This window comes from Aeromonas sp. HMWF016, from assembly GCF_963878195.1.
Classification (GTDB): domain Bacteria; phylum Pseudomonadota; class Gammaproteobacteria; order Enterobacterales; family Aeromonadaceae; genus Aeromonas; species Aeromonas lacus.
Genome location: NZ_CAWNWX010000114.1, coordinates 16,642 through 37,058 on the forward strand (window position 1 = coordinate 16,642; position 20,417 = coordinate 37,058).

At 59.6% G+C, this 20,417-nt stretch carries 19 protein-coding genes; 12 read left to right on the forward strand and 7 right to left on the reverse strand.

What is annotated here, in order from left to right; translation table 11 throughout:
- Positions 1-109: 109 nt before the first annotated feature.
- Positions 110-1,654, forward strand: coding sequence for an apolipoprotein N-acyltransferase (gene lnt / locus AACS24_RS19695; RefSeq protein WP_108571740.1), 1,545 nt, complete (start codon positions 110-112; stop codon positions 1,652-1,654).
- Between the two features lie 60 nt (positions 1,655-1,714).
- On the opposite strand, the gene nqrE is transcribed toward lnt, so the two are convergent.
- The 4 genes from nqrE to AACS24_RS19715 form a co-directional block, all read right to left on the reverse strand.
- Complete coding sequence (gene nqrE, locus AACS24_RS19700) at positions 1,715-2,314, reverse strand: NADH:ubiquinone reductase (Na(+)-transporting) subunit E (protein ID WP_033112700.1); 600 nt, start codon at positions 2,312-2,314, stop codon at positions 1,715-1,717.
- Positions 2,315-2,467: 153 nt separating this feature from the next.
- A complete protein-coding gene (locus AACS24_RS19705) occupies positions 2,468-2,911 on the reverse strand; it encodes a hypothetical protein (protein ID WP_238567458.1) in 444 nt (147 codons plus the stop codon).
- A 229-nt stretch (positions 2,912-3,140) separates the two neighbouring features.
- Positions 3,141-4,871, reverse strand: a complete 1,731-nt coding sequence (gene recJ / locus AACS24_RS19710) for a single-stranded-DNA-specific exonuclease RecJ (protein WP_033112701.1) — start codon at positions 4,869-4,871, stop codon at positions 3,141-3,143.
- Entirely contained in the window at positions 4,837-5,484 is a 648-nt protein-coding gene (locus AACS24_RS19715; RefSeq protein ID WP_050513379.1) for a disulfide isomerase DsbC N-terminal domain-containing protein, read from the reverse strand. Before AACS24_RS19715 ends, recJ begins: the two co-directional genes overlap by 35 nt.
- A gap of 318 nt (positions 5,485-5,802) precedes the next feature.
- Between AACS24_RS19715 and mscL the strand changes: the two genes are divergently transcribed.
- Complete coding sequence (mscL, locus tag AACS24_RS19720; RefSeq protein WP_033112703.1) at positions 5,803-6,213, forward strand: large-conductance mechanosensitive channel protein MscL; 411 nt, start codon at positions 5,803-5,805, stop codon at positions 6,211-6,213.
- Between the two features lie 89 nt (positions 6,214-6,302).
- Complete coding sequence (locus AACS24_RS19725) at positions 6,303-7,838, forward strand: sensor domain-containing diguanylate cyclase (RefSeq protein ID WP_108571782.1); 1,536 nt, start codon at positions 6,303-6,305, stop codon at positions 7,836-7,838.
- Here AACS24_RS19725 and xerD read toward each other — a convergent pair.
- Positions 7,835-8,734 (reverse strand): site-specific tyrosine recombinase XerD, encoded by a 900-nt coding sequence (xerD, locus tag AACS24_RS19730; protein WP_108571741.1) that lies wholly within the window; start codon positions 8,732-8,734, stop codon positions 7,835-7,837. The genes AACS24_RS19725 and xerD overlap by 4 nt on opposite strands.
- Positions 8,735-8,951: 217 nt before the next feature.
- On the opposite strand from xerD, the gene fldB reads away from it, so the two are divergent.
- The 3 genes from fldB to AACS24_RS19745 all read left to right on the forward strand — a co-directional run bounded on the left by fldB (position 8,952) and on the right by AACS24_RS19745 (position 12,454).
- The gene (gene fldB / locus AACS24_RS19735) at positions 8,952-9,470 is read left to right on the forward strand and encodes a flavodoxin FldB (protein ID WP_108571742.1); all 519 of its coding nucleotides are present in this window, start codon (positions 8,952-8,954) and stop codon (positions 9,468-9,470) included.
- A 243-nt stretch (positions 9,471-9,713) separates the two neighbouring features.
- The gene (locus AACS24_RS19740; protein ID WP_108571743.1) at positions 9,714-11,114 is read left to right on the forward strand and encodes a TldD/PmbA family protein; all 1,401 of its coding nucleotides are present in this window, start codon (positions 9,714-9,716) and stop codon (positions 11,112-11,114) included.
- Positions 11,114-12,454 carry a TldD/PmbA family protein gene (locus AACS24_RS19745; protein ID WP_108571744.1) on the forward strand — a complete coding sequence of 447 codons (1,341 nt, stop codon included), beginning with the start codon at positions 11,114-11,116 and terminating at the stop codon, positions 12,452-12,454. The genes AACS24_RS19740 and AACS24_RS19745 overlap by 1 nt, the downstream gene beginning before the upstream one ends.
- A gap of 83 nt (positions 12,455-12,537) precedes the next feature.
- On the opposite strand, the gene AACS24_RS19750 is transcribed toward AACS24_RS19745, so the two are convergent.
- Together AACS24_RS19750 and AACS24_RS19755 are read right to left on the reverse strand one after the other, a co-directional pair.
- Complete coding sequence (locus AACS24_RS19750) at positions 12,538-13,659, reverse strand: AAA family ATPase (protein WP_108571745.1); 1,122 nt, start codon at positions 13,657-13,659, stop codon at positions 12,538-12,540.
- A 158-nt stretch (positions 13,660-13,817) separates the two neighbouring features.
- On the reverse strand, positions 13,818-14,306 hold the full coding sequence (locus AACS24_RS19755; RefSeq protein WP_108571746.1) for a zinc ribbon-containing protein: 489 nt from the start codon (positions 14,304-14,306) through the stop codon (positions 13,818-13,820).
- Between the two features lie 145 nt (positions 14,307-14,451).
- Between AACS24_RS19755 and leuS the strand changes: the two genes are divergently transcribed.
- From leuS to rlmH, 6 genes are all read left to right on the forward strand, one after another.
- Positions 14,452-17,031, forward strand: coding sequence for a leucine--tRNA ligase (leuS, locus tag AACS24_RS19760; RefSeq protein WP_108571747.1), 2,580 nt, complete (start codon positions 14,452-14,454; stop codon positions 17,029-17,031).
- A 98-nt stretch (positions 17,032-17,129) separates the two neighbouring features.
- A complete protein-coding gene (locus AACS24_RS19765) occupies positions 17,130-17,612 on the forward strand; it encodes an LPS-assembly lipoprotein LptE (RefSeq protein ID WP_033112710.1) in 483 nt (160 codons plus the stop codon).
- Between the two features lie 100 nt (positions 17,613-17,712).
- Positions 17,713-18,750, forward strand: a complete 1,038-nt coding sequence (holA, locus tag AACS24_RS19770; protein WP_108571748.1) for a DNA polymerase III subunit delta — start codon at positions 17,713-17,715, stop codon at positions 18,748-18,750.
- The gene (nadD, locus tag AACS24_RS19775) at positions 18,744-19,394 is read left to right on the forward strand and encodes a nicotinate-nucleotide adenylyltransferase (protein ID WP_108571749.1); all 651 of its coding nucleotides are present in this window, start codon (positions 18,744-18,746) and stop codon (positions 19,392-19,394) included. Before holA ends, nadD begins: the two co-directional genes overlap by 7 nt.
- Positions 19,395-19,491: 97 nt before the next feature.
- The gene (rsfS, locus tag AACS24_RS19780; protein WP_033112713.1) at positions 19,492-19,833 is read left to right on the forward strand and encodes a ribosome silencing factor; all 342 of its coding nucleotides are present in this window, start codon (positions 19,492-19,494) and stop codon (positions 19,831-19,833) included.
- Between the two features lie 21 nt (positions 19,834-19,854).
- The gene (gene rlmH, locus AACS24_RS19785; RefSeq protein WP_005335166.1) at positions 19,855-20,322 is read left to right on the forward strand and encodes a 23S rRNA (pseudouridine(1915)-N(3))-methyltransferase RlmH; all 468 of its coding nucleotides are present in this window, start codon (positions 19,855-19,857) and stop codon (positions 20,320-20,322) included.
- Positions 20,323-20,417 lie beyond the last annotated feature (95 nt).

The following is a 20,417-nucleotide window of genomic DNA, read 5'->3' on the forward strand; positions in this document are numbered from 1 at the left end:
CTCGGGGCGTTGTGCTATCCGGACGGCAGGAGGCTCGCCGTTGGCAACCGTACAGGGTAAGATACCGGCCATTCGACCCAGTTGCAGACCAAGACGAGCACCATCGCCCGTGAGATTATCCCCTGTTACTTCAAAAATTCTGTTAAGCCTCAGTGCGTTGGCCTCTGGTGCCATCGCTGTGCTGGCCTTCTCCCCCTTCGGCTACTGGCCGCTGGTTATTCCTTCCCTGCTCGGCCTCTACGCCCTGCTGGATAAGGCCAGTCCCAAACAGGCTGCCTGGCGCGGCTTTGGCTACGCCATGGGGCTGTTCTTGCCGGGTCTGTGGTGGATCCACGTCAGCATGACCGAATTTGGCGGCATACCGCTGCCGGTCGCTTTCGTGCTGCTGGCTGGTCTGTCAGCCTATCTGGCGCTCTATCCGACGCTGGCCTGCTGGGCCTTTGCCCGCTTCTTCAGCGGTCGTCACTGGAGCCGCTGGCTGCTCGCCTTCCCGGCACTCTGGCTGCTGGCCGACTGGCTGCGCGGCTGGGTGATGACCGGCTTCCCATGGCTCTGGTTTGGCTACACCCAGATCGATGGCCCGCTCAAGGGATTTGCTCCCATTCTCGGGGTACAGGGCATCACCCTGGCACTACTATTCTCCGCCTCCGCCATCTGGCTGGTGTGGAAGTCCCGCTCGCCACTGTGGCTGGCGGTGCCCGCCCTGCTGGCTGCCGGCGCTCATGGCCTGATGCAGCTCAACTGGGTAACCCGTGGCGAGCCGGTCAAGGTGGCGCTGGTGCAGGGCAATATCGCCCAGTCCCTCAAGTGGGATCCGGAGGCGCTGGCCCCCACGGTGCGTACCTATCAGGATTTGAGCCGCGACAATCAGGATGCCGACATCATCGTCTGGCCTGAATCGGCGATCCCTGCCCTCGAGAAGACCATGGGCCCTTATCTGGAGAATCTGGACAAGGCGATGAAGGTGAACGAGACCGGCCTGCTGGCAGGGATCATCCACTACGACGAGGATAAGCAAAGCTTCTACAACACCGTGCTCGGCATGGGGGTACAGGATGCGGATGGCAAGGAGTCCTACTTCTACGGCCACCCCAACCGCTACAACAAGTACCACCTGCTGCCCATCGGCGAGTTCGTGCCGTTTGAAGATCTGCTGCGCCCTATCGCCCCCTTCTTCAACCTGCCGATGTCCTCCTTCAGCCGGGGTGAGGAGGTGCAGCCCAACCTGATCGCCAAGGGGCTCAAGTTTGCCGCCGCCATCTGCTACGAGATCATCTTCCCGGAAGAGGTGCGCCGCAACGTCAACCCGGATACCGACTTCCTGCTGACCGTCTCCAACGATGCCTGGTTCGGCACCAGCATCGGCCCCTGGCAACACATGGAGATCGCCCGGATGCGGGCGCTGGAGCTGGCTCGTCCGCTGCTGCGCGACACCAACACCGGCATCACTATCGTTACCGAGATCGATGGCAGCATCATCGGCCAGATCCCGCAGTTCGAAGCGGGTGTGCTGCGCAGCGAAGTGCGCCCGGCCCACGGTGCTACCCCCTATATGCGCTTTGGCAACTGGCCCCTCTACGGTCTGACCGTCCTGCTGCTGGGTCTGGCACTGGCGCTGCGCCCCAAGGCGCACCCCTGGGCCCGCGAGCTTTGAGCCATCCGCTCTGAATAACAAAGGAGGCGCCCATAGGCGCCTCTTTTTTGTCTTGCAGCGTCAAAACGACATGCCGGAAAAGGACATAAAGCCGAGCGACATCAGCCCGGCCACGATGAAGGTGATGCCAATCCCCCGCAAGCCCTCCGGCACATCCGAATACTTCATCTTCTGCCGCAATCCGGCGATGGCGACGATGGCCAGCAACCAGCCAAGCCCGGAGCCCGCGCCATACACCACCGACTCGATGAAGTCGTAGTCCCGCTGCGCCATAAACATCACCCCGCCGAAGATGGCGCAGTGCACCGTCAACAGCGGCAGATAGATGCCAAGGGCGTGATAGAGCGCCGGAAAGTGCTTGTCGAGCACCATCTCCATCACCTGCACCAGCGCCGCCAGCACCCCGACATAGACGATGAAATCGAGAAAGCTCAGATCAAACTCCCCGAAAAAGGTGCTCCCGGGGCGCAGGATATGGCGGTAGATGAGATTGCTCAGGGGGGTGGCAATCACCATCACCACCAACACCGTCATGCCAAGGCCAAAGGCGGTGTTGATGTTCTTGGATACGGCCAGAAAAGTGCACATGCCAAGAAAGAAGGCGAGTGCCAAATTTTCCACAAAAATCGATTGGATAAAGAGGTTTACGTAATATTCCATCGGATCTGCTCACAGGTATGCGGGATAGACCCCTCTTTGTGCTCGCCAGCTGACAGGCACGAAACAAGGGGGCAACAGGGCCCTTAACCGAAAAGCAGAATCTGCCGGAATCGAGTCAGTCAGCCAGAGCAGAGACCGCAACCGGACGGGCGCTTAGCAAGCAGCCGCGGCCGAGTCGCTGTGGCAGAAACGATATTGCAGGTGGTGGCAAAGCAGCAGCCGTCGGTGCAGATAACCGAAATAGCCGGACAACTGCCTGACATAGACGAGCGGAAGGAAAAACAGCAGGCCGCAGAGCAGGCCCAGGATCTCGTGCTGGAACCAGGCCAGCACCATCTGGTAGAGCTCAGGATGAGGGGCACCATCCAGTCGCCGCCCCTGCTCGAAGCCAAGCCGCCACTGGGTTGCGGGCGGCAAGCTGACACTGTTGGCCAAGCCCTGATCGGAGGGTTCATGCAGTTGCAGGGCAACCCTCTGCCCAACGGTCTCCTGACGGGGAGCTGCAACAACCTCTGCCGCAGCAGAGGCGGCAAGCCACAAGAGGCAGGCAATGGCGAGGGCCATCGCCCGGGTCGAGAGTCGGCCAAAGAGCGGCAAGGGATCAGTCCCGTTCAGAAGAGAGAATATAAAACAGTGCGAATATATCACGATTCATCTCTTTATTGAATTTTTCACCATGCCAAGCGGTAACTTGCGATACTTAAAATCACCCTTCTCATGAAACCAGCAATTAAAAACTGTCATCCAGAGTGGCTCTGCACCAACCGGGCAAAACAAAACGGCCACCCGAAGGTGGCCGTCATCCGCAACAAGACAGCGCTGAAGATTAGAGACCGGCGGCCTCCAGATGCTCCACCAGCAGTTGCACGCTGCGGTTGCCGCGCCACTCGTTGACGTCGAGCCGGTAGACCAGACGTACCCGCTTTACCGAGGCATCGGGCCAGCGCTTGAGATCAACGCCGAAGGCGATGGCATCGACCGCATGGCCAGAATCGGTAGTCAGTATCATCTTGAGGTGTTTCTCCCCCACCAGCCGCTGCTGTACCAGCACGAATTCGCCGTCGAACAGTGGTTCGGGGAAGGCCTGACCCCAGGGGCCGGAGGCGCGGATAAGCTCCGCCAGCTCGATATTGAGCTCGTCCGGCAAGAGCTCACCATCGGTGAGCAGCACCCCGGTCAAGAGCTCCGGCGTCACCAGCTCGCAGATGACCTCCTCGAAAGCCCGACCGAACGCCTCGATATTGGCCTTGGGCAGAGTCAACCCCGCTGCCATGGCGTGACCGCCAAACTTGCCCATCAGCCCCGGATGGCGGGTGTCGAGCAGTTCCAGCGCATCGCGCAGATGCACCCCCGGGATAGAGCGGCCAGAGCCCTTGAGTTCGGTCTCGCTGCTCTCGGCAAAGGCGATGACCGGACGGTAGTACTTCTCCTTCACCTTGGAGGCCACCAGCCCTACCACCCCCTGATGCCACTCGTTGCGGTGCAGCACGATGCCGGATGGGACCTCACCATCGCGAAACCGGATCTGCTCCAGGGTGGCAAGCGCCTCCTGCTGCATCCCCTGCTCGATCTCCTTGCGCTCCTGATTGAGGCTATCCATCTCGGAGGCGAGCTGGCGCGCCAGATTGAGGTCATCACAGAGCAGGCAGGCGACCCCGAGGGACATGTCATCAAGGCGACCTACAGCGTTGAGGCGTGGCCCCAGCGCGAAGCCGAGATCGGCGGCGGTAAGGCGTCGGCCATCGCGGCCGGAGACATCCACCAGCGCCTGAATGCCGGGGCGGCAGCGACCGGCCCGGATCCGCTGCAAACCCTGATGCACCAGAATGCGGTTGTTGCCGTCGAGCGCCACCACGTCTGCCACCGTGCCGAGGGCCACCAGATCGAGGTAATCCGCCACATTGGGGGCCACGATGCCGAGCCGCTCATACCAGCCGGACTGCTTGAGGTGAGTGTTGAGCGCCGCCATCAGGTAGAAGGCGACCCCGACACCGGCAAGCGACTTGGAGGGGAAGTCACAACCATGCTGATTGGGATTGACGATGGCATCGGCATCAGGCAACTCCTGACCCGGCAAATGGTGATCGGTAACCAGTACCTGCATGCCGGCCGCCTTGGCCGCCGCCACTCCGGCAATGCTGGAGATGCCGTTATCCACCGTGATCAGGAACTCGGCACCGCGGGCTACCGCCAGCTCGACGATCTCGGGGGTAAGGCCATACCCGAACTCGAAGCGGTTGGGCACCAGAAAATCGATGTGGCGGCCGCCCATGGCGCGCAGGGCCAGCACGCACAGCGCCGAGCTGGTGGCGCCATCGCAGTCGAAGTCACCGACGATGAGGATCCGTTTCTGGGCGGCCAGCGCATCGGCCAGCAGCGGCACCGCCTGCTCCATGCCATAGAGGCGCTGGGGTGGCAGCAGCGAGCTGGCGCTGCGCTCGAGCAGGACGGGATCGTCTACACCACGGCTGGCGAAGATTTGGCGAAGCAGCGGATGCAGGTTGGCGGGCAGATGGGAATCATCAACTCGCGGACGACGACGAATGTGCAGAGGCATCAAAATTATCCAGTATCTTGAGCAGTTGTTCAGGGCTCTGGTAACCCCGCACCAGATCTCCTTCAGAGGAGATCCAGGCCGGCAGTACCTTTACCCCCAACCATTGGCTCAGGCCAATATTTTGGATAAGGGTCTCACTACATTCCTTTTGAGGCAAATAAGCTTTGAAGGGCGAATTTTGCAGCAGGGGATCGTTGCACCAGTCGGTGGCTCGCTCGGCATGGTCAATGACCGGATAGATCGCGATGCTCACCCCGGATGCCTGCAGATGTTGCAGAGTACCGGATAGCTGACGCCGTGCCGCATCCTTCTCGCCAAGAAACAACGCGACCCGATGACGCTCATCCCGGGCCTTGAGCACAATGGGAGCATGGGCTGCCTGCGCCAATCCCAGTCGACGCTGAGTGCGCATGCCGGAGATGGTCAGGTTCTTCATGTCCCGGGTCATGTCCAGCATGACCCCCTGTACCAGATAATCCCCTTTGGCATCGCTATAGAGCACCCCCTTGGAGGTGCCCAGCATATACAGGCCCGCAATAGGCGTCTGATCAACCGTATATACGGATATCCCCAGCCTGGTGGATATGGCTGTTTTCAAGGCCTGGGGATCCATCCCCGCTTTGGCAGTAAATGTGCACAAAAGCATCATTCCCAGTAGTAAATACTTCACTCTTTTACTCACGTGGCATGAATGAATGGACTCAACAAAGTACAGCAGCACAGTTCAGCATTCAACCTGCTATTTATCGAAAAATTAATATCAGGTTGAACCAAAAAATCACGCCCCCCTGATTGCCAAGCAGAGCCAACCTCAGCAAGCTAGTCAGGGAGAACAGGTAGCATGTGCTCTTGCTACCCTGCTCCCGATAGCGGATCGCCGCCAGAACAAGGCCCGACCGTTACGCTAGCGTGCTTAATTTCGGAGGAAAGAATGAGTCTGATACAAGAGTTCAAGGCCTTTGCATCCAGAGGCAACGTGATCGATATGGCGGTCGGTATCATTATTGGTGCCGCCTTTGGCAAGATTGTCTCCTCCTTCGTCGGTGACGTGATCATGCCGCCTATCGGCCTGATCTTGGGCGGCGTGGACTTCAGCGACCTGGCAGTCACCCTGAAGGCTGCCGAAGGCAGCGCTCCTGCCGTGGTCATTGCCTACGGCAAGTTCATCCAGACCATCATCGATTTTCTGATCATCTCCTTCGCCATCTTTATGGGGCTGAAGGCCATCAATACCTTGAAGAAAAAGCAGGAAGAGGAGGCAGCCGCCCCTGCAGCACCGACCAAGGATCAGGAACTGCTGACCGAGATCCGCGACCTGCTGAAAGCCCAACAGGAGCGTTAAGCCGACTTCCCGGACTGGTGTGTATATGTGTCACGATGCCCGTAGGCTATGGTTACATGGCATCAATATATTCTATGGGCATCGTGACTATGCAAACTTCCTCTGCTACAAACTCCAATCACAGTTTTATTCTCCGCTATCTTTTGCTGCTAGCCCTACCACTGGTTTTGACCACATTGGGTAGTGCGTATCTTTTTTCTGTTATGCAGAAGAATACCTTGCTGAATACCGCCAGATTTTTTAACGATAGTACTGCGCAGCAATGGGATAACTCGCTCTCTTCAGTTGAACGACAAATAAATATCATCATTGCTGACATCACTGAAAACGATGGAGATCTTCCACCGGAATTAAAACAACGTTATCGCGACATTTGGCAATACCTTCTTTACCCCGACGGCCCAATAAAAACCGTGTACTACATGCTTCAGGATAACAAGCATATCAATTTCTCTCTTCATCCAACCCCGATAGAGTTCAAAGAGTCGGAACGTCCATGGTACCGCAATGCCATCGAGCATCCCGGCACCAATATCTGGAGTTCCCCTTACATTGACGCAATTGAAAAAACACCGGTCGTCACCCTTTCCCATGCTGTTTTTAATAACCAGAGGGAATTTCTTGGCGTGATTGGCATAGACCTGAACTTGAAAGTTTTTTCAGCACGTATAGGCCGTATACTGGAGAGCAGTAATCAAGTTGCCTATATGCTTTTTGACCGGGACAGCAAGATGATTGTGGCTCATAGCGACCCACTGAAAAACGGCAGTCTACTTGATCAACCATGGATTTATAAATTAAAAGGCAGGAACGGTACCTTAATGAGCGAAAATGGTGATCTCATTTCATATCATGCCCTTCACAATAATCCTTCGTGGCTAGTTATTACTGTTTTTCCTTTCAAGAGCAATATACTGATCGGTGAAATGCTGCCTACCATATTTATCACTCTGGTATTGTCACTATCGATGTTCACGCTGGTTGCCATTATTTTCAGACAACGTCTGGAACATACCATCAGCACGTTGGTACAAGTTGTTAGACAATTGCGTATAACCCCACCGGGGCAACAGATTATTATCCCCAAGCTGGCTGGCATAGAGGAGCTGGAGGATGAAATTGTGATGATTTCAGACAAAATGCAGGCTGAAACAGAAAAATCGCTGCGTGATGCATTAACCGGCTTGTACAACCGCCGTCATTTGGAAGAGACGCTCGCCACTCTGTATAAAGAAAATAGCCAATACATATTGGCGATTATCGACATTGATAACTTTAAAAAAATAAATGATACCTATGGTCATCCCATCGGTGATGCCGTTTTGAAACGCACAGCTCAGCTCGGTAGCCAATTGCTGGAGGAACAAGCAACCCTGTGCCGCTTTGGGGGAGAAGAGCTGGTCGCCATTTTCGAACAGACGGATATTGCCAGCGCGCAGCAGTTGATGGAGCTGTGGCGTGCCAGCATGGGGCAACAGGATTGGCGGGAAAAGGGATTAAGCGTCTCCTTTAGCGGTGGCATTACCGAATCCCAGAATGATGCACCAGATGATGTGATGGCTCGCGCCGATGCAGCCCTCTATCAGGCTAAACAAGCGGGCAAGAATCGCCTGCAACGGGCTTAAGCACGGGGATGGTGTTCGCGGTGCAGCGCTTTGAGCCGCTCGTTGGCGACATGGGTGTAGATCTGGGTAGTGGAGAGATCTGCGTGGCCCAGCAACATCTGCACCACCCGCAGATCGGCGCCGTGGTTGAGCAGGTGAGTGGCAAAGGCGTGGCGCAGGGTATGGGGGGATAATTCACCGTTGATCCCGGCCCGCTGGGCATAGAGCTTGATGCGGTGCCAGAAGGTCTGGCGGGTCATCATCTGCGCCCGCTTGGAAGGGAACACCACATCCGAGCTGGTACCGCCGAGCAGCAGGGTTCGACCCTCCCGGTAATAGCGCTCCAACCAGTACATCGCCTCCTCGCCCATCGGCACTAGCCGCTCCTTGTTACCCTTACCGACCACCCGCACCAGCCCCTGCCGCAAGCTGACATGCTCGGCAGTCAGCCCTACCAGCTCGGAGACCCGCAAGCCGGTGGCGTAGAGCAGCTCCAGCATCGCCTTGTCCCGCAGCTCCAGCGGATCATCCACCAGCGGCGCCGTCAACAGCGCTTCCACTTCCGCTTCGCTCAGATCGGAGGGGAGCTTCTTGGGCAATTTGGGCCCCTCCAACAGTACGGTAGGGTCGTCACTGCGAAGCTTCTCGCGATTGAGGTACTGATAGAAACGACGCAGGGCCGATAGAAAGCGGGCCGTACTGCTGGCGGCAAACTGATGATCGACCCGCCATGCGAGATAGTGTTGGATCTCGTCCATCCCTGCCAGCAGCAGGGAGCTGCCCTGCTCATCGAGCCAGAGGGAGAATTTTTCCAGATCGGTGCGATAGGAGCTAACCGTATTATCGGAGAGGCCCCGCTCCAGCCAGAGGGCATCGAGAAAGGGTTCAATCAGGGGATGTGGCTCGGGCTTGCTCATGGTCGGTCGCAGTCAGAAGAACAGTAGCCCATTGTAACGCCTCTGCTTGCCGGATGTGCAAGCCGCTTGCCGCAACCTGATCTGCCCGTGATATCGGGCGGTGAAGGGACGCAGCCAATCTGCTAGACTGGCGCCCTCCCCTTATGTTGCCCATCGTGTTGCCAACAGGTGCAGTCCACACGAGCAAGCGAGAAAGCGCCAAAAGAGATAAAGAGCGATGAAGATTGGTCTGTTTTACGGTTCTACCACCTGCTACACCGAGATGGCTGCCGAGAAGATCCGCGCCCTTATCGGCCCCGAGCTGGTGGATATTCACAACATCAAGGATGTCTCCCTGCGCCTGATGGAGGATTACGAGGTGTTGATCCTCGGCATCTCCACCTGGGATTTCGGCGAGCTGCAGGAGGATTGGGAGTCCCGCTGGGAAGATATTGCCGACCTCCATCTGGAGGGGCGCATCGTCGCCCTGTTTGGCCTCGGCGACCAGCTGGGTTATGGCGAATGGTTCCAGGATGCACTCGGCATGCTGCACGATCAGCTGGTACCCAGAGGGGTCAAACTGGTGGGCTACTGGCCCAACGAAGGCTACGAATTCGATGCCTCCAAGGCGCTGATCGACGATGGCCGCCACTTCGTCGGCCTAGCCCTCGACGATGCCAACCAGTATGACCAGACCGACTCCCGCATCGAACAGTGGGTCGACCAGATCCTGACCGAAATTCACGAGCTGCTCTGACCCGCGCTGCCTGTCCGGCATCCCAGCCAGTGCGGATGCCGGTCTCTCCCCCTCTTCTCTCCGCTCTCTTAAACCTTCCTTGCCGCCAGTGCGGTCGCAGTTATCGCATCGATTTTTTCAATCGGTATCATCCGCTGACGCCATAGCGACATTTGAGTAACGCTCTGCAACAATGGGGCAGCTACACCATCACGCTCGAATCCGGGTCGCGAAGGCTGAGACCCGCCCAGAAAAGGAGATCCTATGACGCCACTCTCCCTGTTGGCCCCCGCCATCGCCCGCGACGTGCTCGATCACGCACTGGCACTCGGGGCCGATTTCGCCGAGCTGTTTGCCGAGCGCAAGCGCCGCAGCCAGCTCAGCCTGCTCTCCAGCCAGATAGAGAACATCAGCGGTGGCCTCGATTTCGGCATCGGCGTGCGCCTCTGCTACGGCCACAAGGTGCTCTACGGCTACACCAATCTGGCCAGCCGCGACGAGCTGCTGCGTATCGTCACCCTGCTGGCGGCCAAAGACCGCCGCGATCCGGTGGTGACCGCCACCGCCTTCGATTTCACCCGATTGACCGACCGCAATCCGGTGGTGCTGCCGCTCTCGGCCGACAAGCTGCTGGAGCAGAAGATTGCCTACCTGCACGCCATGGATGCGGTGGCTCGCGCCGAGAGCAGCAAGGTGAGCCAGTTCTCCGGCAACGTGCTGGGCTGGGAGCAGGAGGTGGAGATCTTCAACAGCGAAGGGCTGCAAGTCGCCGATCGCCGCCACTACAACCGCATCATGGCCCAGACCATCGCCCGGGAAGGTAGCGAGCAGAGCGTCGGCTATGAGGCACCGGGCGCCCTGATGGGCTGGGAACATGCCGAGCGCATCGATCCCCGCGAGCTTGCGCTCACCGCCACCCGTCAGGCACTGGTGAAGCTGGGCGCGGCTCCCTGTCCGAGCGGCACCCTGCCGGTCATCATGGAGAACGGCTTTGGCGGCGTCATCTTCCACGAGGCGTGCGGCCATCTGCTGGAGACCACCTCGGTGGCCAAAAAGGCCTCGGTATTCCACGACAAGATGGGCCAGCTCATCGCCAATCCGGTGGTCAATGCGGTGGACGAAGGGCTGCAAAGCAATGCTTGGGGCTCCATCAACGTCGATGACGAGGGGATGGCGACCCAGCACACCCAGCTCATCAAGGACGGCGTGCTGACCGGTTTTCTGGTGGACCGAATGGGCGCCCTCAAGACCGGTTATGCCCGCACCGGCTCGGGTCGGCGCGAATCCTACAAGTACGCCCCCACCTCGCGCATGCGCAACACCTATATCGAACCGGGCAACCATAGCCTCGACGACATGCTGGCCACCGTCGAACACGGTATCTACGCCAAGAAGATGGGGGGCGGCTCGGTACAGCCCGGCACCGGCGAGTTCAACTTCAACGTGCAGGAGGCCTATCTCATCGAGCACGGCAAAATCACCAAGCCGCTCAAGTCGGCCACCCTGATCGGTACCGGCCCGCAGGTGCTGAAAGAGATCTCCATGGTAGGCAGCAATCTGGCGCTGGCCGCCGGCATGTGCGGCTCGGTCTCGGGCTCGGTCCCCACCTCGGTGGGCCAGCCGGCGCTGAAAGTGGACAATATTCTGGTGGGAGGGAACGCCTGATGAGCACCATCGACATGAATCAACTGCTCACCCGCCTGCTGGACAAGGTGGCCGATCTCAACGCCGAAGCGGACATCATCGCCAATCAGGAGAGAGCCTTCTCCCTCAAGGCCGACAAGGGCGAGCTCGGCGAATACAAGGTGACCAGCAGTCAGCAGCTCGGCATTCGTCTGATCAGGGAAGGCCGGGTCGGCATCGCCTACTCGGAATCGCTCGATGAGGCGGCGCTCGATGCCATGCTGCAGGATGCGCTGGATGCCAGCCGCTTTGCCAAGGTAGACCCGGATCAGCGCATCTCGGTGGCCAATAACCGGCTCAGCACAGATTGCGCCGAGATCAATCAGCCCGATACCACGCCGGTAGAGGAGAAGATCGCCCTGGCCCTGCGCCTCGAGTCTGACATGCTGGCCATGCCCGATGTGAGCGGCGCCCCCTACAACAGCTTCTTCGAAGGGGAGAGCCAGCTCTGGCTCGCCAACAGTCAGGGCACCCTCTGCCAGCACGGCGAGTTCAGCGTCGGCTGCTACACCTCGGCGCTGGTCGAACGGGATGGCCGCCAGTCGATGCACTCGCAGGGGCAGTATGGCCGTCTCTTCGACGAGCTGGATAGCCAGCGGCTCATCGCGCAAATCTATGCCGTCGCCAGCGACCTGCTGCCGGGCGAGGCGGTACCAAGCGGTCGCTACAGCGTCATCTTCAGTACCAACTGCTTCGCCAGCCTGTTTGGCTGCTTTCAGGGGGTACTGTCGGGCAAGTGGGCCCAGCAGGGGATCAACCCCTGGCGGGAGAAGGTGGGGCAGAGCGTCGCCTCCCGCTGGCTCACTCTGGAGAGCCGGGTCTATATGCCGGGCGGCATGAACATCAAGGCATTTGATGGCGAGGGGGCTGCCACCTCGGATCTGCTGCTGATTGGCGATGGGGAGCTGAAAACCCTGCTCCACAACAGTGCTACCGCCCGTCACTTTGGTGTGGCCAGCAACGGCTCGGCCGCACGCGGCGCCCGCAGTGCCCTCGATGTGACCGCTCGCCATCTGGTGTTTGGCGCCGGCCCCCACAGCGAAGCGGAGGTGCAGAGCGGCGACTATCTGGAGCTGGTCAAGCTCGATGGTCTGCACTCCGGTGCCGATGCGGTGAGCGGCGACTTCTCCTTTGGCGCATCAGGATTCCTCTGCCGCGATGGGGTTCGCCTGCAGCCGGTACGCGGCATCACGGTGGCGGGCAACTTCTACCGCCTGCTGGGTGAGCTGGAAGCGGTCGGGGATATCCTGCACCACAACGATGGCAAGGGCTTCTACGCCCCGCGGATCCGTTTTGGCGGTCTCTCCGTCGCGGGCAAGTAATCCTGCCTGACTAACGGCGCCCCGGGTCAACGCATGGCCCGGGGCGCCGTTTTTTCATCTCTTGCCCTGCAATTTCTGACCCTTTAATCCTCGTCAAATCGCCACTCGCGACGAGCCGGATCATGCAGACAGGTCTCCCCGTTAATCATCTGCAAAGGGATGTGGCGACACGGCGCATGGGCTTCGATCGCCTGTGCCAGAACCGGGCTATGGGTGGTCACCCAGAGCTGGGAGTGGCGCGACGCTTCACCAATCAGCTGGCCCAGTGCGGGCAGCATATCGGGATGCAGGCTGCTCTCCGGCTCGTTCAGCACCACCAGCGGCGCCGGGCGCGGGCTGAGCAGGGCCACCGTCAGGCAGAGCAGGCGCAAGGTTCCATCGGATAACTCGCGAGCCCGCAGCGGGCGGCGTAATCCCTCCCGCGTCATCATCATCTCGAGCCCCGCTTCGCTGTTCCCCACGTGGAAGCTGGCGTCGGGGAAAGCACGGGCGAGAATATCGTGCAACAATCGGGCATCGCCAATTTCGACGATGGTGGCAAAGGCCGCAGCCAGATCCCGCCCATCATGGCTCAGCACCGGAGTGCGGATCGCCTGCTGTGGGCTGCGCAGGGGGGAGCCGGGAGCGATATCGAAGTGGTGATAGAAGCGCCACTGGTTAAGCAGGTGGCGCAATCTGGCAAGTTCGGGATAGCGCTCCGGCTCGGCCAGATGGCCGAAGACCGACTCGTGGGGCAGCATACCGGGGGCATAGTCCACCTTGTTGCCGTCGATGCCGAGCACCTTGACCGCCTGATTGCGCCGCATCAGCAACCGGTTGGAGGGGGAGCGGCGCTCCCCCAGCCACGCTTCTTCCTGCTTGATCTCGGGATCGAAGGCGAAATAGGGGCTGACCGGCGGTGGAGGCAAACCTATCTGCAGCTCATAGCCGAACAGGTCTGCCTGCATACCGAGGATAATGCGTTTGGGCGCATCTGCCCGATCGCCAGGACGCAGACCTCCTGCCCACATGGTCTGGCTGATGCCCCCTTCGGCGCAGATGGCTCTCGCCAGCTCTCCGCTGGCTGCGCTCGCCAACAGATGAATGGCGTTATAGAGGTTGCTCTTGCCGCAGCCATTTGCCCCCTGCACCAGATTGATCCTGCCAAGGGGCATGGATAGCTTGCGCACCGACCGATAGCCCCGGATCCAGATCTCGCTCAACATGGGGATGACTCCTTGCACCTGATAAACGCCCTGAAGGCGAGCCAACCCCGCCGGGCCACAAGGCTACTGTGATCCGCTCGGGAAAGCAGCCCCCTCAGCCACATGAGAAGAGGCACCCTGAGGTGCCTCTTGCAAGCTACCATGCTAAAACGACGGGATCAGGGCGAGAGCGGCTCGCGATGGTACTCGGCGCAGCCGCATTCGGGGCAGGTATCAAGCTGCTCTGGATGGAGCACCGTATGGCGCCAGCCACACTGGTCGCACACCATAACCCCGAGCCCCACCCAGTCACCCGCTTCGTAAACCCCCTTGTGCTCCAGCTCGTCAGCCAGCTCGAGCCACTCCACCTGGGCGCGGTCGGTCACATCCGCCAGCCAGGACCAAGCGGTATCTTTGAGCGCCAGCATGAAGAGAGACTCCTCCACCAGCTCATCCTTGCGCCCCTCGTCATAGTTGCCCAGATCCCGCTTCACATACTCGGCGATCAGCGCCAGCTCGTCCTGAGTGAGGTCGCTGGCCGCCTCCAGATAGGCCTGAACGCGGGCAATCATCCGGTTGAGGCGCTCCCCGTGGAACTGCTCTGTCTCTTGCCACTGCTTTTGCAGTTCGGCAATGAAGGTTTCATACCCTTTTTGACGTTTGTCCATGGCTGTTACTCCTCTGCTAAATCCCTTTCTGGCCCGGCTTCAGGCTTGACGGATGCTGGCGGTTGTTGCCGCCGCAGGATATGGGTATTCTATTGCGATTTCCCAGCTGATTTATCTATTCATTTCACAGATCCGGATGTCACCAATGCAAGAGCAATACGTTCCCCAATCTATCGAACCAGCAGTGCAGAAGCACTGGGATGCCAAGAAAACCTTCAAGGCCGTGGAGAAAGTAGACAAAGAGAAGTTCTACTGCCTCTCCATGTTCCCCTATCCGTCTGGTCGTCTACACATGGGGCACGTTCGCAACTACACCATAGGTGATGTGATCTCCCGTTATCAACGCCTCAATGGCAAGAACGTGCTGCAACCCATCGGTTGGGATGCCTTCGGTCTGCCGGCGGAAAACGCCGCCATCAAGAACAACACTGCGCCGGCCCCCTGGACCTACGAAAACATCGAATACATGAAGAACCAGCTGAAGATGCTGGGTCTGGGCTATGACTGGGATCGTGAAGTCGCCACCTGCAAACCGGACTACTACCGCTGGGAGCAGTGGTTCTTCACCAAGCTCTACGAAAAGGGTCTGGTCTACAAGAAGACCTCATCCGTCAACTGGTGCCCGAACGACATGACAGTGCTGGCCAACGAGCAAGTTGTCGACAACTGCTGCTGGCGCTGTGACACCCCGGTGGAGCAAAAAGAGATCCCCCAGTGGTTCATCAAGATCACCGACTACGCCGAAGAGTTGCTCAACGATATCGACAATCTGGAAGGCTGGCCAGAGATGGTCAAGACCATGCAGCGCAACTGGATTGGCCGCTCCGAAGGGGTCAACATCAGCTTCGCCATCGAGGGTCAGGCTGAGCAGCTGGAGGTCTATACCACCCGTCCGGACACCTTTATGGGCGTCACCTATGTCGGTATCGCTGCCGGTCACCCGCTGGCCCTGCAAGCTGCTGCCAGCAATCCTGAACTGGCTGCCTTTATCGAAGAGTGCAAGAACACCAAGGTCGCCGAAGCAGAACTGGCCACCATGGAGAAGAAGGGCATGGCCACCGGCCTCTATGCCATTCACCCGCTGGATGGCCGCAAAGTACCGGTCTGGGTCGCCAACTTCGTGCTGATGAACTACGGCACCGGCGCCGTAATGGCCGTTCCGGGTCACGACCAGCGTGACTTCGAGTTCGCCACAAAATATGGCCTCGAGATCAAGGCTGTCATCAAGCAGGCCGATGGCGAAGCCCCTGACGTGAGCGAAGCCGCTTACACCGAGAAGGGCGTGCTGTTCAACTCAGGCGAGTTTGACGGTCTCGACTTCCAGGCCGCCTTCGATGCCATCGCCAACAAGCTGGAAGCCCTCGGCCACGGCAAGCGTACCGTCAACTTCCGTCTGCGCGACTGGGGCGTCTCCCGTCAGCGTTACTGGGGTGCGCCCATCCCGATGCTGACCCTGGCTGACGGCACCGTGGTCCCGACTCCGGAAGATCAACTGCCGGTACTGTTGCCGGAAGATGTAGTGATGGACGGCATCCAGAGCCCGATCAAGGCCGACGCCGAGTGGGCCAAGACCACCTACAACGGTCAGGAAGCGTTCCGCGAGACCGATACCTTCGACACCTTCATGGAGTCCTCCTGGTACTACGCGCGCTACTGCTCCCCGGACTACGACAAGGGCATGCTGGATCCGGCGGCTGCCAACCACTGGCTGCCGGTGGATCAGTACATCGGCGGCATCGAGCACGCCTGTATGCACCTGCTCTACGCCCGCTTCTTCCACAAGCTGCTGCGTGACGCAGGTCTGGTCAACAGCGACGAGCCGTTCAAGCGTCTGCTCTGTCAGGGCATGGTGCTGGCTGACGCCTTCTACTACAAGGACGAGAAGGGCGGCAACGTCTGGGTCAGCCCGACCGACGTCAAGGTAGAGCGTGACGATAAGGGTCGCATCACCAAGGCCATCGACCTTGAGGGCCGTGAAGTGATCCACTCCGGCATGACCAAGATGTCCAAGTCCAAGAACAACGGCATCGACCCACAGCTGATGGTCGAGCGTTACGGCGCCGATACCGTCCGTCTGTTCATGATGTTCGCCTCCCCGGCCGAGATGACTCTGGAGTGGTCCGACTCTGGCGTAGAGGGTGCCCAGCGCTTCCTGCGTCGCCTGTGGCGCACCACCTTCGAGCACGTCTCCGGTGGCGCTGTTGCCGCGCTGGACGTAGCCGCCCTCACCAGCGAGCAGAAAGCCATTCGCCGCGAACTGCACAAGACCATCGCCAAGGTGAGCGATGACGTGGGTCGCCGTCAGACCTTCAACACCGCCATCGCCGCCATCATGGAGCTGATGAACAATCTGGCCAAGCTGGGCAGCGACGAGCAGGACCGCGCCCTGATGCAGGAAGCGCTGGAAGCCGTGGTGGTCATGCTCTACCCCATCACTCCGCACATCGGCTTCGAGCTGTGGAAGATGCTGGGCAAGGGCGACGACGTGGATCACGCTGCATGGCCGGTGGCCGATGAAGCGGCCATGGTCGAGACCGAGAAGCTGGTGGTGGTGCAGATCAACGGCAAGATGCGCGGCAAACTGACCGTACCGGCCGAGATCAGCCAAGCTGATGTCGAGAAGCTGGCCATGGCTGACGCTTCGGTACAGAAGTTCACCGACGGTCTGACCGTACGCAAGGTGATCTATGTACCGGGCAAGCTGCTCAACATTGTCGCTAACTGATCAGTTGCCAACTGATCATTGCCAATCTGTAACAGCAAACGGATGATAACGGCGGGCCCTGCGCCCGCCGCTTTCCCTTAATGCAAAGAGGATTTTCTATGGGCACCATCTTCACCCGCTGGATGGCTATCATGCTGGCAGCCCTGCTGCTGCAAGGCTGCGGCTTTCACATGCGCGGCACTGGCATTCCGGCCGAATTGAAGACCATGAAGGTCGTGGGCGACAACAAGAGCGACTTCTACCGGATGGTCACCACCCGTCTCAAGGCGTCAGGGGTTACCCTGGCCGACAAGGAGGGGATCCCGGTACTGACCCTGGGCGGCATCGGTGCCAGCAGTCAGGTCGCCTCGGTCAACGCACAGGGTGTCGATACCGAGTATGTGCTGGGCTTTAGCACCCAGTTCACCGTTTCGGTGCCCGGCAAACCGACTCAGGTCTTCCCCATCAACTTCAACCGCAGCTTCCTCAACAAGCCGGATGCAGCGCTCGCCTCCTCTCGTGAGCAGGAGCAGCTCAACCGCGAAATGCAGGAGCAGGCGGCCAACCAGGTGATCCGGCAGTTGAGTCAGGTCAGCTTCTGATGCGGATCTACCCTGAACAATTTGGTGACGAGTCGCAGTTCAAGCAGCCAAAGCAGGCCGCTACTCTTGCACGCCTTCATTTCAGTCAGGCAAGCTTCTGATGCGAATTTATCCTGAACAATTTGGTGACCACCTCAAAGCAGGGCTTCGGCCCTGCTATCTCGTTTTTGGTGACGAGCCCCTGTTGCGACTGGAAGCCATCGACGCCATCCGTCAGGTCGCCCGCAAGCAGGGATTCGATGAACGCCACACCTTCGTGGTGGAACAGGGGCTGGACTGGAATCAGGTCTACGACGCCTGTCAGGCGATGAGCCTCTTTTCTGCCCGCCAAATCATTGAACTGGAACTGCCCGCCAAGGTCGACAAGGATCTCGCTGCCCGCATCAGCGACATTGGCAAGCAGCTCCACCCTGATCTGCTGCTGGTACTCAGCGGCGGTCGTCTCAACCAGACCCAGATGAAGGCATCCTGGTTCGACAAGCTCTACCAGATCGGCACCTATGTGCCGGTCAACCACCCGGAGCCCAAGTTTTTCCCGCGCTGGATGAGCGCCCGCTTCCAACGCTTTGGTCTCAAGGCGCTGCCGGATGCCATCAACTTCATGTGCCACTCCTACGAGGGCAACCTGCTGGCCGCGAGTCAGGAGATCGAGAAGCTGACCCTGCTCTCGCCGCCCCAGCCCATCAGCGTCACCTATCTGCAGGAGACCATCATCCGCCACGCCCACTTCACCCCGTTCCAGCTGGTCGATACCCTGCTGGAAGGAAAAGTGAACCGGGCCCAGCGCATTCTGGCGGCACTTCGGGCCGAAGGCACCGAGCCGGGGATGCTGGCATGGACCCTCTGCCGCGAGCTGGAGCAGCTGACCGAACTGTCGCTGGCGATGCGCAACGGCCAGCCGCTGGGGGAACACTTTAGCCGCCTGCGCATCTGGCAGAGCCGCCAGCAGCTCATTCAACAGGCACTGACCCGGCTCCCCTTCGCCAAGCTGCAGCAACTGTGGCAGCTGATGGCGCAGCTGGATGACGCCCAGCGCCGCTTCGATACCGAGCAAGCCTGGCTGATGCTGCAGACCATAGCCCTCGGCTTTCGTGACGGCACGCCCCTGCCGCTGGCGATGGAGAGTACGCCATGCTGAAGGCGCCTATTGGTCTGCTGGGGGGCACATTCGATCCCATCCATATCGGCCATCTGCGCCCCGCCATCGAGGCGCGTGATGCCATTGGTCTGGCCGAAGTACGGCTGATCCCGAACCATATACCGCCCCACCGCGCCAACCCGCACTGCTCCAGCGAGCAGCGTCTGGCCATGGTCAGGCTGGCGGCGGCAGAGAACCGCCACTTCGTGGTGGATGAGCGCGAGCTTTGGCGCGACAAGCCCTCCTACACCATCGATACCCTGATCGCGCTGCGTCAGGAGCTGCCCGATACGCCGCTCTGCTTTTTGATGGGGATGGACTCGCTGCTTGGCCTGCCCGGCTGGCACCGCTGGCGGGAACTGCTCGACTACGCCCATCTGGTGGTAAGTACCCGCCCCGGCTGGCAACCCGATTATCCGGCCGAACTGGCTGAACTGCTGGCCCGTCATCAGGTCAAAGAGGTAGCCGCCCTGCACCGGCAACGGGCAGGCTATATCTGGTTGGCCAGCAACCAACCCATTGAATTGTCTGCCACCCGGCTGCGCAAGCTGCTGGCGGCGGGAGAAGATCCCCGCTACCTCTTGCCCGAGCCGGTTGCGCACTATATTGATCAACAGGGGCTCTACCGCGCCATCTGCCGGTAAGACTCCCCAGCTGTCCCGTTCCGGTAGGAAACGGGAGTGACCATGATATAATCCGCCGCCCTCACGCTGTCAGGCGCCGGAATACAGGAGAGACTCATTGCAAGGCCAAGAACTTCACGCCTTTATCATCGACAAGATTGATGACATGAAAGGCCGCGATATCATCACCCTCGATGTGCGCGGCAAATCCAGCATCACTGACACCATGATCGTCTGCTCCGGCAACTCCAACCGTCACGTCTGCGCCATCGCCAACCATCTGGCCAGTGAAGCCCGCCATGCCGGGCTAGACCTGCTGAGCGTGGAAGGCGAGCTGAGCGGAGAGTGGGTACTGGTAGATATGGGATCGGTGATCGTGCATGTGATGCAGGATGAACATCGTGACTTCTACCAGCTGGAAAAACTGTGGGGCGGTGCCGCTCAAGTGAACACGCAATAACGAGAGCAGCAAAGTACCGACATGAAGATTCAGTTGATCGCGGTGGGCACCAAGATGCCCGCCTGGGTAGAGCATGGCTTTGAAGAGTATCGCCGCCGCTTCCCGAAAGATATGCCGTTCGAGCTGGTGGAGATTGGCGCCGGCAAACGGGGCAAAAATGCCGATATTCCCCGCATTCTGCAAAAAGAGGGGGAAGCCATGCTGGCTGCCGCTGGCCGCTCGCGCATAGTCACCCTCGACATTCCGGGCAAGCCATGGACCACGGAGCAGCTGGCTACCCAGCTCGAGGCGTGGAAGCTCGATGGCCGCGATGTCGCCCTGCTGGTAGGCGGGCCGGAAGGCTTGTCACCGGAGTGCAAGGCGGCCGCCGAGCAGAGCTGGTCGCTCTCGCCGCTGACCCTGCCCCACCCGCTGGTGCGGGTACTGGTCGCCGAGAGCCTCTACCGTGCCTGGAGCATTACCACCAATCACCCGTATCACAGGGAGTGAGCCAGGATGTGGCTCACCCTCCCCGACACACATGCGAATCACAGAGAGTGAACAATGCCGCTCCTGCTGTTATTGCCCCAATGGTTCTGAGGTAA

What these genes read in the sequence shown, in the direction of transcription:
- mscL (WP_033112703.1), top strand. Translation starts at nt 5,803, where the DNA reads ATGAGTCTGATACAAGAGTTCAAGGCCTTTGCATCCAGAGGCAACGTG.
- AACS24_RS19755 (WP_108571746.1), bottom strand. Translation starts at nt 14,306, where the DNA reads ATGGACAAACGTCAAAAAGGGTATGAAACCTTCATTGCCGAACTGCAA.
- AACS24_RS19740 (WP_108571743.1), top strand. Translation starts at nt 9,714, where the DNA reads ATGACGCCACTCTCCCTGTTGGCCCCCGCCATCGCCCGCGACGTGCTC.
- AACS24_RS19750 (WP_108571745.1), bottom strand. Translation starts at nt 13,659, where the DNA reads ATGTTGAGCGAGATCTGGATCCGGGGCTATCGGTCGGTGCGCAAGCTA.
- AACS24_RS19765 (WP_033112710.1), top strand. Translation starts at nt 17,130, where the DNA reads ATGGGCACCATCTTCACCCGCTGGATGGCTATCATGCTGGCAGCCCTG.
- nqrE (WP_033112700.1), bottom strand. Translation starts at nt 2,314, where the DNA reads ATGGAATATTACGTAAACCTCTTTATCCAATCGATTTTTGTGGAAAAT.
- leuS (WP_108571747.1), top strand. Translation starts at nt 14,452, where the DNA reads ATGCAAGAGCAATACGTTCCCCAATCTATCGAACCAGCAGTGCAGAAG.
- fldB (WP_108571742.1), top strand. Translation starts at nt 8,952, where the DNA reads ATGAAGATTGGTCTGTTTTACGGTTCTACCACCTGCTACACCGAGATG.
- AACS24_RS19725 (WP_108571782.1), top strand. Translation starts at nt 6,303, where the DNA reads ATGCAAACTTCCTCTGCTACAAACTCCAATCACAGTTTTATTCTCCGC.
- nadD (WP_108571749.1), top strand. Translation starts at nt 18,744, where the DNA reads ATGCTGAAGGCGCCTATTGGTCTGCTGGGGGGCACATTCGATCCCATC.
- rlmH (WP_005335166.1), top strand. Translation starts at nt 19,855, where the DNA reads ATGAAGATTCAGTTGATCGCGGTGGGCACCAAGATGCCCGCCTGGGTA.
- AACS24_RS19715 (WP_050513379.1), bottom strand. Translation starts at nt 5,484, where the DNA reads ATGGATCCCCAGGCCTTGAAAACAGCCATATCCACCAGGCTGGGGATA.
- AACS24_RS19745 (WP_108571744.1), top strand. Translation starts at nt 11,114, where the DNA reads ATGAGCACCATCGACATGAATCAACTGCTCACCCGCCTGCTGGACAAG.
- xerD (WP_108571741.1), bottom strand. Translation starts at nt 8,734, where the DNA reads ATGAGCAAGCCCGAGCCACATCCCCTGATTGAACCCTTTCTCGATGCC.
- holA (WP_108571748.1), top strand. Translation starts at nt 17,713, where the DNA reads ATGCGAATTTATCCTGAACAATTTGGTGACCACCTCAAAGCAGGGCTT.
- recJ (WP_033112701.1), bottom strand. Translation starts at nt 4,871, where the DNA reads ATGCCTCTGCACATTCGTCGTCGTCCGCGAGTTGATGATTCCCATCTG.